The organism is Streptomyces sp. MJM8645, from assembly GCF_001625365.1.
In the GTDB taxonomy this organism is placed as follows: domain Bacteria; phylum Actinomycetota; class Actinomycetes; order Streptomycetales; family Streptomycetaceae; genus Kitasatospora.
Genome location: NZ_LJJF01000001.1, coordinates 3,395,308 through 3,410,334, shown reverse-complemented (window position 1 = coordinate 3,410,334; position 15,027 = coordinate 3,395,308). Strand labels below are relative to the sequence as shown.

Annotated in this window: 15 protein-coding genes; 10 read left to right on the top strand and 5 right to left on the bottom strand. The window is 71.1% G+C overall.

Annotated elements, in window-relative coordinates; genetic code table 11:
* Positions 1 to 12 precede the first annotated feature (12 nt).
* Positions 13 to 531 carry a GNAT family N-acetyltransferase gene (locus A6F73_RS14500; protein WP_208869080.1) on the bottom strand — a complete coding sequence of 173 codons (519 nt, stop codon included), beginning with the start codon at positions 529 to 531 and terminating at the stop codon, positions 13 to 15.
* A 45-nt stretch (positions 532 to 576) separates the two neighbouring features.
* On the opposite strand from A6F73_RS14500, the gene thpR reads away from it, so the two are divergent.
* The gene (gene thpR, locus A6F73_RS14495) at positions 577 to 1,164 is read left to right on the top strand and encodes an RNA 2',3'-cyclic phosphodiesterase (RefSeq protein WP_063348194.1); all 588 of its coding nucleotides are present in this window, start codon (positions 577 to 579) and stop codon (positions 1,162 to 1,164) included.
* Positions 1,165 to 1,497: 333 nt separating this feature from the next.
* Here thpR and serC read toward each other — a convergent pair whose 3' ends face one another.
* Positions 1,498 to 2,616 (bottom strand): phosphoserine transaminase, encoded by a 1,119-nt coding sequence (serC, locus tag A6F73_RS14490; RefSeq protein WP_063348193.1) that lies wholly within the window; start codon positions 2,614 to 2,616, stop codon positions 1,498 to 1,500.
* Positions 2,617 to 2,848: 232 nt separating this feature from the next.
* Positions 2,849 to 3,949: a citrate synthase 2 gene (locus A6F73_RS14485; protein WP_063348192.1), complete on the bottom strand. Its 1,101-nt coding sequence runs from the start codon at positions 3,947 to 3,949 to the stop codon at positions 2,849 to 2,851.
* A gap of 416 nt (positions 3,950 to 4,365) precedes the next feature.
* On the opposite strand from A6F73_RS14485, the gene pdxH reads away from it, so the two are divergent.
* From pdxH to A6F73_RS14465, 4 genes are all read left to right on the top strand, one after another.
* The gene (pdxH, locus tag A6F73_RS14480; RefSeq protein WP_063351198.1) at positions 4,366 to 4,998 is read left to right on the top strand and encodes a pyridoxamine 5'-phosphate oxidase; all 633 of its coding nucleotides are present in this window, start codon (positions 4,366 to 4,368) and stop codon (positions 4,996 to 4,998) included.
* A gap of 495 nt (positions 4,999 to 5,493) precedes the next feature.
* On the top strand, positions 5,494 to 5,676 hold the full coding sequence (fxsA, locus tag A6F73_RS14475; RefSeq protein ID WP_063348191.1) for an FxSxx-COOH cyclophane-containing RiPP peptide: 183 nt from the start codon (positions 5,494 to 5,496) through the stop codon (positions 5,674 to 5,676).
* Positions 5,677 to 5,717: 41 nt separating this feature from the next.
* Positions 5,718 to 8,213, top strand: a complete 2,496-nt coding sequence (locus tag A6F73_RS14470; protein ID WP_063348190.1) for an FxsB family cyclophane-forming radical SAM/SPASM peptide maturase — start codon at positions 5,718 to 5,720, stop codon at positions 8,211 to 8,213.
* A gap of 15 nt (positions 8,214 to 8,228) precedes the next feature.
* Complete coding sequence (locus A6F73_RS14465) at positions 8,229 to 9,038, top strand: AAC(3) family N-acetyltransferase (protein ID WP_063348189.1); 810 nt, start codon at positions 8,229 to 8,231, stop codon at positions 9,036 to 9,038.
* A gap of 189 nt (positions 9,039 to 9,227) precedes the next feature.
* Here the strand turns inward: A6F73_RS14465 and A6F73_RS14460 are convergent, their stop codons facing one another.
* Positions 9,228 to 9,812 (bottom strand): DUF6879 family protein, encoded by a 585-nt coding sequence (locus A6F73_RS14460; protein ID WP_244293387.1) that lies wholly within the window; start codon positions 9,810 to 9,812, stop codon positions 9,228 to 9,230.
* Positions 9,813 to 10,496: 684 nt separating this feature from the next.
* Between A6F73_RS14460 and A6F73_RS14455 the strand changes: the two genes are divergently transcribed.
* The 5 genes from A6F73_RS14455 (at position 10,497) to A6F73_RS14435 (ending at position 14,768) form a co-directional block, all read left to right on the top strand.
* Complete coding sequence (locus A6F73_RS14455) at positions 10,497 to 10,724, top strand: hypothetical protein (RefSeq protein ID WP_063348188.1); 228 nt, start codon at positions 10,497 to 10,499, stop codon at positions 10,722 to 10,724.
* Complete coding sequence (locus tag A6F73_RS14450) at positions 10,708 to 11,223, top strand: DUF6879 family protein (protein WP_063348187.1); 516 nt, start codon at positions 10,708 to 10,710, stop codon at positions 11,221 to 11,223. Before A6F73_RS14455 ends, A6F73_RS14450 begins: the two co-directional genes overlap by 17 nt.
* Positions 11,224 to 12,063 carry a helix-turn-helix transcriptional regulator gene (locus tag A6F73_RS14445; RefSeq protein ID WP_063348186.1) on the top strand — a complete coding sequence of 280 codons (840 nt, stop codon included), beginning with the start codon at positions 11,224 to 11,226 and terminating at the stop codon, positions 12,061 to 12,063.
* A gap of 249 nt (positions 12,064 to 12,312) precedes the next feature.
* Positions 12,313 to 13,443: a methyltransferase domain-containing protein gene (locus tag A6F73_RS14440; RefSeq protein ID WP_063348185.1), complete on the top strand. Its 1,131-nt coding sequence runs from the start codon at positions 12,313 to 12,315 to the stop codon at positions 13,441 to 13,443.
* A gap of 89 nt (positions 13,444 to 13,532) precedes the next feature.
* Positions 13,533 to 14,768 carry a cytochrome P450 gene (locus A6F73_RS14435; protein ID WP_063348184.1) on the top strand — a complete coding sequence of 412 codons (1,236 nt, stop codon included), beginning with the start codon at positions 13,533 to 13,535 and terminating at the stop codon, positions 14,766 to 14,768.
* 66 nt (positions 14,769 to 14,834) lie between these two features.
* On the opposite strand, the gene A6F73_RS14430 is transcribed toward A6F73_RS14435, so the two are convergent.
* A complete protein-coding gene (locus tag A6F73_RS14430; RefSeq protein WP_063348183.1) occupies positions 14,835 to 15,026 on the bottom strand; it encodes a DUF397 domain-containing protein in 192 nt (63 codons plus the stop codon).
* Between the last annotated feature and the right edge of the window lies 1 nt (position 15,027).

Below are 15,027 nucleotides of genomic sequence, written 5' to 3'. Positions count from 1 at the left end.
AGGGCCGAAGGGTCAGAGCCGGATCGCGAGGACCTGGCCGGGCCAGATGCCGTTCGGCTGCTCGGCCTCGAAGGACTCGGTCTCGGTGAACCCGAGCGCCCGGTACTGGCCGACCAGCCTGCGGTCGGCGCCCGCGTAGCAGTCCACCCGCAGCAGGCCGAGGCTGCGCCGGCGGGTCTCCTCGACCGCGTCGGCGATCAGCGCGGTGCCGATCCCCGAGCCCTTGCGGCTGCGGTCGGTGACCAGGATGCGGACGTACAGCTCGGGCTCGTCCACTGCGGGGATGTACTTCCCCCGCTGCTCGGACAGCACGCAGCAGCCGATGGTGCGGCCCTCGTCGTCCTCGGCGAGGCGGATCAGGAACGGTTCGGTGGCGTACTCGGAGACCTGCTCGACCCGGGCCGGGATGGTGCTGAAGGGCTGGTCGCCCCACTGGCCGGTACGGCCCTGGCCGGCCAGCCAGCCCACGGCGCTGTCGAGCAGGGCGAGGATGTCGGGAATGTCGTCCGGTCCCCCGGTGCGGATCTTCATAGGAAACGTTCTAGCCCAAACCGCCTCGCGCGGGAAGATGTCTCCATGAGGCTCTTCGTGGCGGTCCTGCCGCCGGTCAACGTGCTGCAGGGGCTGTCGGACGCGGTGGCGCCGGTGCGCGGGCTGCCCGGGGCGGACCGGCTGCGCTGGACCACCGTCGAGGGCTGGCACCTGACCCTGGCCTTCCTCGGCGAGGTGCCGGCCGAGGAACTGCCGGAGCTGGAGGCGGGCCTGGCCGCCGTCGCCGAGGTGCACCCGGTGCACCGGCTGCGGCTGTCCGGCGCCGGCCGGTTCGGCGACCGGGTGCTCTGGGTCGGGGTGGAGGGGCAGACCTGGGCGCTGCGCCGGCTCGCCGAGGCCGTGTCCCAGGCCACCGCCGCGGTGACCGGGGAGGTCGACGCCTTCGCCTTCCACCCGCACCTCACGCTCGCCCGGGCCGGCTCCTCGCGCGGCCACCGGCGGGCCGTCCAGCGGCTCGCGGCGGCCGAGCTGGACACCCTGGCGGCCGCGCTGGCCGACTACCGGGGGCCCGAGTGGGAGGCCGCCGAGCTGCACCTGATGCAGAGCGACCTGGACGGCGGCTTCGCCCACTACTCGTCGCTGCGCGCCTGGCCGCTCGCCGACTGGAGCTGAGCCGGGGCGCGGTCGGGCCCGGGGCGGCGGTTTGGGTCCGGGTGGTCGTTTCGGCCGGGGTGGCCGTTGGGCCCGGAGCGGCCGTTGGGCCCGGGGCTCCGGTCCGTCGGCGGGTGGGCCGGAGGTACGCTCGTTGACCGTGGATCCCAAGACTCGTATGCGTATCGTGACCGGCACCCTGGTGCTGCTGCTGGTCGTCGTGCTGATCAGCTCGATGGTCGGCGGGTAGGCCCGGCCGGCGGGCCCGCCTGCCCGGCCCGGCTGGTCGGCCCCGCCGCAACGGCTGAGGGCCACCGCCCGGAGGCGGTGGCCCTCAGCCGTGCACGGGATCGCTCAGAGCTGCTCGACCACGTAGTCGATGCAGTGGGTGAGCGCCTCGACGTCCGCCGGGTCGATCGCCGGGAACATCGCGACGCGCAGCTGGTTGCGGCCCAGCTTGCGGTACGGCTCGGTGTCCACGATGCCGTTGGCACGCAGTGCCTTGGCGACGGCTGCGGCGTCCACCGACTCGTCGAAGTCGATGGTGCCGACCACCTGGGAGCGCTCGGCCGGGTTCGCCACGAACGGGCTGGCGTAGGAGGACTTCTCGGCCCACGCGTACAGCCGGGACGAGGAATCAGCCGTACGGGCGACGGCCCAGTCGAGCCCGCCGTTGCCGTTCAGCCATTCCAGCTGGTCGGCCAGCAGGAACAGGGTGGAGATCGCCGGGGTGTTGTACGTCTGGTCCTTCGACGAGTTGTCGATGGCCGTCGGCAGGTCGAAGAACGGCGGGATGTACCGGCCGGAGCCGGCGATCTCGGCGGCGCGCTCCAGGGCGGCCGGGGAGAACGCGGCCAGCCACAGGCCGCCCTCGGAGGCGAAGGACTTCTGCGGGGCGAAGTAGTAGACGTCGGTCTCGGTGATGTCCACCGGCAGGCCGCCGGCGCCCGAGGTGGCGTCCACCAGGACCAGCGAGCCCTCGTCCGCGCCGACCGGGCGCTTGATCGGCATCGCGACGCCGGTCGAGGTCTCGTTGTGGGTGAGCCCGTAGACGTCGACGCCGGCCTCGGCGACCGGCAGCGGGTGGGTGCCCGGGGCGGTCTTGATGACGCTCGGCTCGGCGAGCCACGGCGCGGCCTTGACCGAGGAGGCGAACTTGGAGGAGAACTCGCCGAAGTCCAAGTGCTGGGACTTCTCCCGCACCAGGCCGAACGCGGCGATGTCCCAGAAGGCGGTGGAGCCGCCGTTGCCGAGGACGACCTGGTAGCCCTCGGGGAGCGAGAAGAGGCTGCTCACGCCCTCGCGTACGCGCTTGACCAGGTTCTTGACCGGGGCCTGGCGATGCGAGGTGCCGAGCAGGGAGGTCTGGGTGGCGGCGAGGGCACTCAGGGCCTCGGGGCGCACCTTGGACGGTCCGCAGCCGAAACGGCCGTCTGCGGGCTTGATGTCAGCGGGGATCTGGATCTGAGCCACGCGCGCAGCCTACCGGCCGGGGCGCCGCCCGGGGTACGGTCGTCCGCACGCTGAGACTGTGATCTTCACGGCTCCCAGCTGCGGAAACAGCGGGCCCGAACTGCGGAAACAGCGGGCCCGACGGACGCCGGACCCGCTGCTCGGGGGTGGTGCGGACGCGGAGCGCCCGGGGCGCCCGGGGGCGTTCGGCGGGCGCTCGGGGCGCTCGGGGCGCTCGGGGCGCTCGGTGGGCTCAGTGGCCGATGGCGTCCCAGCCCTCGATCTCCTCGGGGCGGCGCGGGCCGGGGCCGATGTAGCGCGCGGCGGGGCGCACGAGCCGGCCGGTGCGCTTCTGCTCCAGGATGTGCGCCGACCAGCCCGCGGTGCGCGCACAGGTGAACATCGAGGTGAACATGTGCGCCGGCACCTCGGCGAAGTCCAGCATGATCGCGGCCCAGAACTCGACGTTGGTGGCCAGCACGCGGTCGGGGCGGCGGTTGTGCAGCTCCTCCAGCGCGGCCTTCTCCAGCGCCTCGGCGACCTCGAAGCGCGGCGCGCCGAGCTCCTTGGCGGTGCGGCGCAGCACGCGGGCGCGCGGGTCCTCGGCGCGGTAGACGCGGTGGCCGAAGCCCATCAGGCGCTCGCCGCGGTCCAGCGCGTTCTTGACCCAGGCGGTGGCGTCGCCGGTGCGCTCGATCTCCTCGATCATGCCGAGCACGCGGGACGGCGCACCGCCGTGCAGCGGGCCGGACATCGCGCCGACCGCGCCGGAGAGCGCGGCCGCCACGTCGGCGCCGGTGGAGGCGATGACGCGGGCGGTGAAGGTGGAGGCGTTCATGCCGTGCTCGGCGGCGGAGGTCCAGTAGGCGTCGATGGCCTTGACGTGCTTCGGGTCCGGCTCGCCGCGCCAGCGGATCATGAACCGCTCGACGACCGTCTCGGCCTTGTCGATCTCGCTCTGCGGGACCATCGGCAGGCCCTGGCCGCGGGCCGACTGGGCCACGTAGGACAGCGCCATCACGGCGGCGCGGGCGAGGTCGTCGCGGGCCTGCTCGGCGGAGATGTCGAGCAGCGGCTTGAGGCCCCAGACCGGGGCGAGCATGGCGAGCGCGGACTGTACGTCGACCCGGATGTCACCGGAGTGCACCGGGATCGGGAACGGCTCGGCGGCCGGCAGGCCGGGGTTGAACTTGCCGTCCACCAGCAGGCCCCAGACGTGGCCGAAGGAGACGTGGCCCACCAGGTCGTCGATGTCGACACCGCGGTACCGCAGCGCGCCGCCTTCACGGTCGGGTTCGGCGATCTCGCTCTCGAACGCGACGACTCCCTCAAGCCCGGGTACGAAGTCGGACATACGACGGCTCCTTCAGTTCTGCGATCGGCGCTGCGCCGTGGTGGGGCGGCGCGCCAGTGACCGAATGGTGGTTGGCACTCGGTGCCAGAGTGACAGGCACCGGGTGCATTGCGCCATACACCACCATGGTGATGTTGCGCTTGGGCCCGCTTGACTTTTCCGCCGAGGGTCGGTCGTGCCCGGGAATCTCCGGAACCAAACGCCTGGTTCGGGACAATTCACCTTACGGGGGGCGGTCGAGTGGTGGCGGGACACCTTATCTCCCACCGGGGTTTGTCCGGAGGTAGCGGTGCCGGTTGCTTGTCGTACGGGATGATGTTGACGTGCAGACCCCGGAACGCGCCCAGTCGACGCCCCTGAGCCCCGCCACCCGGATCCTGGCCGACGATGCCCGGCCCGGACCGGACCTCACCGTGATGCGCAAGCACTACACCCACGAGGGCCTGGTCGAGGAACAGCTCGCGCCCGAGCCGATCGCCCAGTTCACCCGCTGGTTCCACGAAGCGGACGACGCCGGGGTGGTCGAGCCCAACGCGATGGTGCTCTCCACCGCCGACGCCCAGGGGCGGCCCAGCTCGCGCACCGTCCTGCTCAAGGGCTACGACGCGCGCGGCTTCGTCTTCTTCACCAACTACGGCTCCCGCAAGGGCTCCGAGCTCGCCGCCAACCCGCACGCCGCGCTGCTGTTCCCGTGGATCGCGCTGGCCCGCCAGGTGATCGTCCAGGGGCGGGTGGAGAAGGTCGGCCGGGACGAGACCGCCGCCTACTTCCGCACCCGGCCGCACGGCTCGCAGCTCGGCGCCTGGGCCAGCGAGCAGTCCAGCCCGGTCGGCGGGCGCGACGTCCTCGAACAGCGCTACGCCGAACTGGAGCGCCGCTACCCGGAGGGCGAGGGCGTGCCCGTGCCGCCGTTCTGGGGCGGGTACCGGGTGATCCCGGAGAGCGTGGAGTTCTGGCAGGGGCGGGAGAACCGGCTGCACGACCGGCTGCGCTACTTCGCCGATCCGGCCGGAGCGGGCGGCTGGCGGGTGGAGCGGCTCTGCCCGTAGCGGGCGGGTCTGCGAGGCGTTCGAATACCGGCGGGTCCGTCGGCGGGTCCGCCGTTGGGCTGGTCGGGTTCGTCGGGTCCGCCGTCGGGCTCGCCGTCGTGCGGAGGCGGGAGAGTGTTGGGCGCTGTCGAATCGCGCCAACCGGCCTTCGCCGACCGGTGGTTCGGGTGGGGCGCGAGCGTCAGGGGAGGGGGCTCCGGCCGCGCCGGGGGAGCGGGTCGGGCCGGGGCGGCGGCCGTACGTTGGCGCAGGGGCGCCGCCGGGGTGGGTTCGGCGGCGCGAAGCCGTGCCCCTGTGCGCCGGTCAGGTGCCGTCACGCGACCGCCGAGTGGGTGAACTTTTGGCGAGACTTCGCTGCGTGAAGGGGGTAGTGGGCTGTTAGGGGCGCGCAAGAGCACGGCGCAGCCCACGTGCTGGCAGTACCCTGGTCGACTAGGCCGACGTATATACCCGGCCCTGCTTCTCTCTAACCCCCATCGTGGAAGAGAATCGAACATGACACCCGCACTGGACACCATGCCCCGCACTGAACTGACGGAGCCTCAGGGCGAAATCCGGCCTTCACTGGCCGACCTCGCCCAGCTCGGCGCCGAGGAACTCTCTGCCAGGATCCGACGAGCCCTGCCCGACACCGGTGCGGGTGCGGTGCCGGTCGCGGCCTTCAACTCCTCCATCTGATCGGCCGACTGACCGTCGGCTCCGGCTGAATCCGATCGACCATGACGCCAACTCCGCTGCCTTTCACCCAATTCGTCGTGAAAGTACACAGCCGGTGTGATCTTGCCTGCGATCACTGCTACGTATACGAGCACGCCGACACCAGTTGGCGTCGACGCCCCAAGGTCATCGGTGACGAAGTCCTGAACAAGATCGCCGAGCGGATCGGCGACCACGCGGCCGCACACCGGCTGCCCGCCGTCCGGGTCGTCCTGCACGGGGGAGAACCCCTGCTCGCCGGCCCGGACCGGTTACGCCACGCGGCCAAGGCGCTCCGGGCGGCCCTGCCGCCCGGCTGCGCACTCGACCTGCGCATCCACACCAACGGCGTCCAACTGGACGACGCCTACTGCGAACTCTTCGCCGAAGTCGGCATGAGGGTCGGCATCTCGCTCGACGGCGACCGCGCCGCCAACGACCGCCACCGCCGCTTCGCCGACGGCCGCAGCAGCCACCCGCACGTCCTGCGGGCGGTCGAGCGGCTGCGCCGGCCCGCGTACCGGCACCTCTACGCCGGGCTGCTCTGCACCGTCGACATCGAGAACGACCCGGACGCCGTCTACCGGGCCCTGGCCGAACTCGACCCCCCCGCCGTCGACTTCCTGCTGCCGCACGCCACTTGGGAGGACCGGCCGAAACCGGCCGCCGACGGTGCGCAAACACCGTACGCGGACTGGCTGTTGGCTGTGTACCGGAGATGGGACGCCGACGGCCGCCCGTTCGCCGTCCGCACCTTCGAATCCGTCCACCGGACGTTGCACGGGCTCTCCAGCCTCACCGAATCGCTCGGCCTGGAACCCTCCGACCTCGTCGTCCTGGAGACGGACGGCAGCTTCGAACAGGCCGACAGCCTCAAGACCGCCTACGACGGCGCGCCGGAGACGGGGTACGACGTCTTCGCACACAGCCTCGACCAGGTCGCGCTGCACCCCGGCATGGTCGCCCGCCAGTCGGGGCTGGCCGGGCTGAGCGCCGCCTGCCGGGCCTGCCCGGTCGTCCGCAGCTGCGGCGGCGGCCTGTACGCCCACCGGTACCGGGCCGACACGGGCTTCGACAATCCCTCCGTCTACTGCGGTGACCTCATGAAGCTCATCAACGAACTCGCCGGCGACGCCGCCGGGTCCGCTGCCGCCGCTGGTTCCGCCGCCGCTTCCGCGGCCGGTTCCGCCGCCGGTTCCGCCGCCGGTTCCGCCGCCGGTTCCGCCGCCGCGGTGGGTCCTTCCGTGCCCGCCCAGGCCGGGGAGCCGGTGGTGCCGGCCACCCTCACCGAGCGGCAGCTCGACCAGCTCGCCCGCGGGTACGGGGACCAGGACACCGTGCGGGCCCTGTCCCGCGCCCAACTCGCCCTCACCCGGGCCATGCTGGCCGCCGCCTGGGACGCCTCCGGGCAGCCCGGATCGGCGGCCTGGGCGCTGCTGTCCGAACTCGACGCGAGCGCACCCGCCGCCGTCGACACCGTCCTCACCCACCCGTACGCCCGCGCCTGGGCCGCCCGCCGGCTCGCCGGGGACCTCACCGTCGGGCTCGGCCCGCTGGCCACCCTGGCCGCCGCCGCCGCCGTCCGCGCCGGGCGGGGGGACGCGGTCGCGGTGCCGGTGCGCGGCGGGTGGCTGCACCTGCCGACCCTCGGGCGGACCGCCGCCCCGGACGGGGAGGCGGTCGTCACCGGCCTGGCCGACGGGTTCAGCGTGCGGGCGTCCGACGGATCGGTGTCCGCCGCCCTGGACCAGCCGCTGCGGCGGGTCCGGCTGGCCGGAGGGTGGACGGTCACCCTGGAGGACGTCGACCCGCTGCGCGACAGCCACGACCACGCCGTGGCCGGCCGGCTCTCCGACGGCGAACTGCTCGACTGGACGGGCGCGTTGCGCGAAGCCTGGGAACTGCTCGGGCACGACCTGCCCGCGTACGCGGAAGGCCTCCGGGCCGGCCTCACCACCATCACCCCGCTACGGCCGGGCCCCACCGGGCGGGACGTCAGCTCGGCCGCCCGGCAGGCCCACGGCGCGGTCGGCATCGCCCGGCCCGCGACCGCGCCGACGCTCGCACTGCTGCTCGCGCACGAGTTCCAGCACGTCAAACTCGGCGCCGTACTCGACCTGTTCGACCTCCACGACCCGGCCGACGACCAGCTGTACCTCGCGCCCTGGCGGCCCGACCCGCGCCCGCTGGAAGGCCTGCTCCAGGGCACCTACGCGCACCTCGCCGTCACCGAGTACTGGGGCACCCGCGCGCTCGCCTACGACGGGCTGCCGGGCGAGGCCGCCGACCGGGCTCGCACCCAGTTCGCGCTCTGGCGCCGGTACACCGCCGAAGCCGTCGACCGGCTGGCCGGATCCGGTGCCCTCACGGCGCTCGGCTTGCGCTTCGCCGACGGCATGCGTGAGAGCGTCGCACCGTGGCTCGCCGTACCGGTGCCCGCCGCCGCCGAACGGGCCGCCGAACGGGCCCGCCACGAGCGCGGTCACGAGCGCGGCCACGCCCGCCACGCCGAGGTCTGACCCAGAGGAGCGGCCATGCGCACCGTCACTGCTCTCACCGGCACTGCTCTCGCCGATACCGCCCTCACCGCTGGGGGTTTGGCCGCCGGGTTCGCCCAACTCGGCGTCCGCCCGGGCATGGTGGTGCACGTCGAGGCCTCCCTGCGCGCCCTCGGCCCGGTGGACGGCGGCGCCGCCACCGTCGCCGACGCGCTGCTCCACGTCCTCGGCCCCGGCGGCACCCTGGTCGCCTACACCGCCACCCCCGAGAACTCCGCCACCTCGCGCATCCACCAGACCGCCACCGCCGGCCTCACCCCGGCCGAGACCGCCGCCTACCGGGCCCGGATGCCGCGGTTCGACCCGGCGACCACCCCCTGCTCGCCGACCATGGGCGCCCTCTCCGAGGAGATCCGCACCCGCCCCGGCGCCCTGCGCAGCCGCCACCCCCAGACCTCCTGGACGGCCCTCGGCCGGCACGCCCGCGAGATCACCGCCCACCACCCCCTCACCTCCCACCTCGGCCCCGAGTCCCCGCTCGGACGCCTCTACGACCTCGACGCCCGGGTGCTGATGCTCGGCGTCCCGATGGCCCGCTTCACCGCCTTCCACCTCGCCGACCAGCGCATGCCCGACGTCCCCCTGCGCGAATACCGCTGCGTCGGCCCCGACGGCTGGCTCACCTTCCGGGCCCCCGAGCTCGACGACCTCCACTTCGCCGACCTCGGCATCCGCGTCCTCGCCGCCGCCACCGGCATCACCACCACCCACCTCGGCACCGCCGACTGCCGCCTCGTCCCCCTCCGCGAAGCCGTCGACCTCGCCGAACACCTCCTCCGCCCCTGAGCCCCCCGCGCGCCCCGGCCGGTCCTTTTCAGCGTCCTGGTGCGTAGGAAGTCGGCCCCGCCGAAGCGGCGACGGTCCTGTCCAGGTCTCTTGTGCGTAGGAAGTCGGCCTCACCGACTTCCTACGCACAAGGACGCTCCTACCTGCGGAGAGGGCCGGGCCTGCGCTCTCCGCACAGGCCCGGCCCGGTCATGACGTCGGCCCGCGCCCCAGGACACCTGGGACGCGGGCCGACGGATGCGGTGTTGCGCAAGAAGTCGGTGGGGCCGACTTCAGGTATTCGGAAAACGGCACGGAGTGAGCCAGGGCGATTCTTTTCCACTCGCGGTGGCGGCGCATGTCGCCGCTGACGAGCTCCCGGTTGATCTGGGTGCCGTCAGATCGGAAGTTCAGGTGGACTGCCGAGGTGTCATCGAACAGCCACCAGTCCTGGTCGGGGATACCGAAGTTCCCTTCAGTGGTGTCCAGGATCCGAATGTCTTCTCCGGCGGCGATGTTGCCAGGGATACCCCAGGCGAACTGGTACCGCTGGTAGTCCGTGAGGGGTTGGCGCACCACCCGGACGCGGCCGATCTTCCGTCCCGAGGAGACGAAGCCGTGCACCCTCCGGTGCCACGCCGCGTTGTGATCGATCGGCTTCGGCTCGCCGCGCAGGAAGCGGGCGAGGCTCTCTGCTTCCCTGGGCATGGTGTAGGCGGGCTGCGCCTCGAACCGGAACGCTTCGTGCTGGTAGCTGTCGAAGTGGGCGCGCCACTGGTCACCATCCAGGAGCACGGATGGCCTCCTTCAGAACGTGTCGGGGAATCTCGACGGCGGACTCCCGATGGGTGCCTTCAGGGCCGTGAAGTGGTCGCTCTGGACCGCGAACGTCCCGCGATCGGTGGAGTACACGGTTGGGCAGTCGTCATCGTCGCAGCGTGGGCCGTTGAACTTGCTGGCAGGAGACAGTAGCTGCGGGGGCTCAGCCATGCTGACCTCGCTATGCCTCCCAACTCGTCAACGACGCTAGGGCTGCCTTCGATGCCTGTCCATGCAGTATCGGGCATATTCCGGGTCTGGGATAAGGACCTTGCCTGGGGCCTTCGCTCTGAGGAGCTGCCGGAACATACCGGGAGTTGTCAGCGAGGACATGGTCGAACGTGTCGGCAGTGCGGCAGCATGGTGAGGCCTGCCGCTCAGGATGCGGGTCAGCGGGTGCGGTGCCGCGTAAGAAGTCGGTGGAGTCGACTTCTTGTGCAACCCCCGCAGCAGGTTCGGTGGCGACGGAGCTGTTCGTCGCGATCGCCCGGGAAGCCGACGGGGTCGACTTCCCGGGCGATCGAAACGTGGTGGGTGGCTCCAAGGCAAGATCATTAGTCGAACACGGGAATATCGCCGAGTCGGCATGGACACTCCCGCAAGGTGTCCCTAGCTTCGTATCTGCAAGGTCCAGCAGGGTTCGGCGGGTGGGAGGTTGGCATGGCAGGGAAACCGGTGCTTACGCGGCTGACGGGCAACGGCAACGGCAGCGGCAGCGGCTCGGGGGAGTGCGGCGGGGATGACTGCCCGAACGTGTACGCCACCGACCGTGGCTCGTTCGTGGTTCAGGGCGACCTGTTCGACGGCTTCACCGCGCCCGAAGGCGAGGGCCTGGTGGAGATTCCCGAGCACATTCTCAGGGAGGCCGTCCGTGCTCTTGGATGGTAAGGACTGGCGGGACTACTTCGACGCCATGGCGAGCGATGCCTGGCGGCTGGAGACCCGTTCCGTCTACACCATGCCGCAGGAAGAGGACGCCATCCGGCGCTTCCTGGCGGGTGGACCGGTCACTGCGGAGGACACCGCGGCCTGGACCAGGCGCGTGAGGGGCTTCCGTGAGAGCGGTCGGACCGTCGGCCGCGTCCACGCGATCACCCGACCCCTGACGGACTATCTCCGCTTCGAGTTCGCGCACTACGCCCACAACGTCGCGGCCGGCGAGGACATCCGGATTCTCGACCTGACCGGCCGCGAGAATCCGGGCCTACCGGATCAGGATTTTTGGATGTTCGACGAGTCCAGGGTGGTCCTGATGAACTACCGCCCGGACGGGACGCAGATCAGCCGCGAGGTGTTCGACGGCGACCCGAGCCGATTCGTCGAGTGGAAGCGCTTGGCCGTATCCGAGTCCGTTCCTTTCTCGGAGTACGTGAGAGCAAGCGGCTGAGTGTCTCTGGATCCGGAACGGCTCGGACAGTCCAAGTCCGAGCTGGGGAAGAAGCTGCGAGAGCTGCGCAAGCGAGCCGGCCTTACGGGGGCCCGGCTCGCTGTGCGTTGTGCCATGACGCAGAGCACGATCAGCAAGATTGAGACGGGGAAGAAGATACCGACCCTTGTAGAGGTCGAGCGAATTCTTTTCGCGCTTGGCGTACCGTCGGAGATAGCCGAGGAAATCTCATCGCTCGCGCGGGTTGCTCATACGCAGTGGCAGGAGGTCCGGGCGTCCTGGAGGGTCGGGCTGGAGAAGCGGCAGGCGGAGCTCGCAGCGCTGGAGCAGGACGCCTCCGTCCTGCGGTATTTCCTTCCGGCGATGGTGACGGGGTTGCTGGCGACGCCCGAGTACGTCAGGGCCAGTCTTGCCTACTCGCCCGGTGATATCGGCAAAGCGGTGGCTCGGAAGTTGGAGCGGCAGGCGGTCCTCTATGACACGTCCAAGTCGTTCACGTTCCTTCTGACTGAGCAGGCCGTCAAGTGGGCGGTGGTCGGTCCGATGGCCATGTCGGTTCAGATCGAGCGTCTGGCCGCACTTTCCCGCCTGCCCAATATCCGAATCGGCGTGATTCCGTTCGGGGTTGTCCTGCCGCAGGGCCCGATGAACACTTTCACGATTTACGATGAGCGGTTGGCCACGGTGGAGGTATTTACTGGGCGCATAGTTTTCCGGGACCCCAGGGACATCTCCGAGCATATTGAAGTTTTTTCCCGCTATGAGATGAATGCGTTGTTCGGGGATTGCGCAAGGCGGCAGCTCTACGAGTGGTCTGCGATATTCCGTGGAGATCTTTAGTCGATCACTGGAATATTGTTGAAATTCTCGCAGGAATCCCCCTAGCGTGTTCTCGCCCGTCGATGTCGCTGGATGCCACTGTGGCCACCGGCACCGACTGACCGGTCTGACGGGCGGGAAGGAGCGCAGACATGGGGGAGCACGGAGACGGCAAGGGCGGCGAGGTCGGGGACAAGAAGCAGTCCCCGAAGGAGTCGGACGGCCAGTGGACCAAGCCCGTCACTCCGCCGAAGAAGTGAGCTTCAACTGATGGAGGAATTCGCACAGTTGATGGCCGGGCTGGGCGAGGAGTGGCGGGGCGCGTTCGAGCGTGCCCCGCGCTCTGCCTTCGTGCCGGAGAAGGTGTGGGCCCCGGACGGCGGCGCTCCGACCGGCTACCGGCGGATCAGCCGTGGCGACGACCCGGACGGCTGGTGGGCGCTGGTCGACGCCGACGCTGTGGTCGTCACGCAGGTGGACGACGGGATCGGTGGCGGGCCCGGCACCGCGACGTCGTCGGCCTCCATGCCGTCCCTGGTGGCGGACATGCTTCGTCACCTGGAGGTGAGCGACGGGCATGCCGTGCTCGACGTCGGTACCGGAACCGGTTGGACAAGTGCCCTGCTGTGCGCCCGACTCGGTGACGAGCAGGTGACCACTGTCGAGGTGGATCCGGTTCTGGCGGCAGAGGCGGCGCTGAGGTTGGGGGCCGCTGGATTCGCGCCGAACCGTGTGGTGGGCGATGGGTTGGCCGGGTGGCCCCACGCCGCTCCCTATGACCGCATCCACTCGACCGCAGCCGTCCGCAGGGTGCCCTGGGCATGGATCGAGCAGACCCGCCCCGGCGGTGTCATCGTCACCCCGTGGGGCACCTCCTACGCCAATGCCGGGCTCCTGCGCCTGGTGGTCGGCGAGAGGGGCCAGGCGTCGCACGGCCGGTTCGTCGGCAACGTCAGCTTCATGTGGATGCGAGCCCAGCGCCCGCATGCCGTGACCGGCCCGCTGTCTGATGCGCCGGACCACTACCGGCAGGGCCCTTCCGCAATGGACCCGGAGTTGGCGTTGGAGGACGTGCACGCAGCCTTCGCCATCGGCCTGCGAGTGCCCGGTGTCCGGTACGAACACGTCTGGGACGAGGCCGACCCCAGCGGCACCTTTCGCATGCAACTGTCCGACGGTGCCGGATCGTGGGCCTCGGTTCGCTACGCCAGGTGGAACGGCGAGGACGCTGTTCAGCAATGCGGGCCCCGCCGGCTGTGGGACGAGATCGTGGGCGCCCGCCGGTGGTGGTGGGGGGAGGAGGGGAGGCCGGACCTGGGCCGGTTCGGCGTGACCGTCGGTGTAGACGGTGCACAGTCCGTCTGGCTGGATGATCCTGGTAACACCGTCGCGGTCCGTTGACGACCGCTCCGTGCCGCTCTAGAACGGAGCACAGGCCCCGGACACGGACTGCCGGGGGCGCCCCCCGAGAGATCCTGAGGAGCAATGCCATGGCTCCAGACGACAACGGCTGCCCGGTGCTGGACATGACCGGCCGGGCCCTGCACCAGCAGAACGCGGAGCTCCGCGCCGCCGGGCCCGCCGTGCGGGTCGAACTCCCCGGCGGCATCGTCGCCTGGTCCGTGACCCGCAGCTCGGTGATCCGCGCCCTGACCGGCGATCCGCGGGTCTCCCGCGACCCGCGCAAGCACTGGCCCGGCCTGGCCGCGGTGCCCGAGGGGTGGCCGATGGGCCCGATCGCGTTCCAGCAGAACTTCTTCAACCGCTACGGCGACGAACACCGCTCGGCACGGCGACGGATGGCGCCCTCGTTCTCGCCCCGCCGGGTGTCCGCGCTGCGGCCCGGGATCGAGGCGACGACCGCCGCCCTGGTCGGCGCGTTCCGCGACCTCGCCCCCGGCGAGGCCGTGGACATCCGCCGGGCCCTCTCACTCCCGCTCACCATGACGGTGATCTGCGACCTCTTCGGCGTACCCGCCGACATGCGGCCGCAGATCGGCCGGTCGATGGACACCCTGCTGACGACGACGGCGACGACCGAGCAGATGACGGTCGCGCGGGCGGAGATCAACGTGGTGCTGGTCGAACTGCTGGAGCTCAAACGGCGCGACCCCGGCCCCGACCTCGCCAGCGACGTGGCCGCCGTCAGCACCGGCGGCGACACGGGCCGCGCGGAGGAGGAGTCCCGCGACGAGCTCTTCCTGATGCTCGGCGCCGGGTACGAGACCGCGGTCAACCTCATCACCAGCGCCGTCCAGGCGCTCCTCACCCACCCCCGCTACCTGGCCCAGGTCCACGAGGGCACCCTCGCGTGGGAGGACGTCATCGAGGAGACCCTGCGCCACGAGAGCCCGGTGATGCACATCCCGCTCCGCTACCCGCTGGAGGACATCGACCTCGGCGAGGGCGTGGTCATCCGCGAGGGCGAGCCGATCCTGCTCGGATTCGGCGCGGCCGGCCGGGACCCGGAGGTCCACCCGGACCGGCCGGACGACTTCGACCCGACCCGCCCCGACAAGGAGCACCTGTCCTTCGGCTACGGCCCGCACTTCTGCCTCGGCGCACCCCTGGCCCGGCTGGAGGCCGAAGTGGCCCTGGAAGGCCTCTTCGGCGCCTACCCCGGTAGCGCCCTGGACCCGGCCAGCCCGACGCCGGCCCGTCTGGAGTCCGTGATCATAAGCGGCCCGGCCGAGCTCTGGATCGTCCCGAGGCCTGCCGCAGTGTGACGGCGGCGCCTGGGGGAAGGGCGGCTCCCGCGAGTTCGCGGGAGCCGCCCTTCGGCGCTGTGTGGGTCAGGCGGTGAAGTGGTCGAACTCGCCGGCCTTGGCGCCGAGGATCCAGGCGTTGAGCTTGGTGCGGGTGGTGGTGACGATGTGGGCGGGGTCGTCGGACTCGCGGATGTAGACGAGGTCGCCGGCGGATGCAATTTCGACGCAGTTGGTCTCGTAACTGAAACTGGACTTCTGCCAGATGAGCCGTTCCATG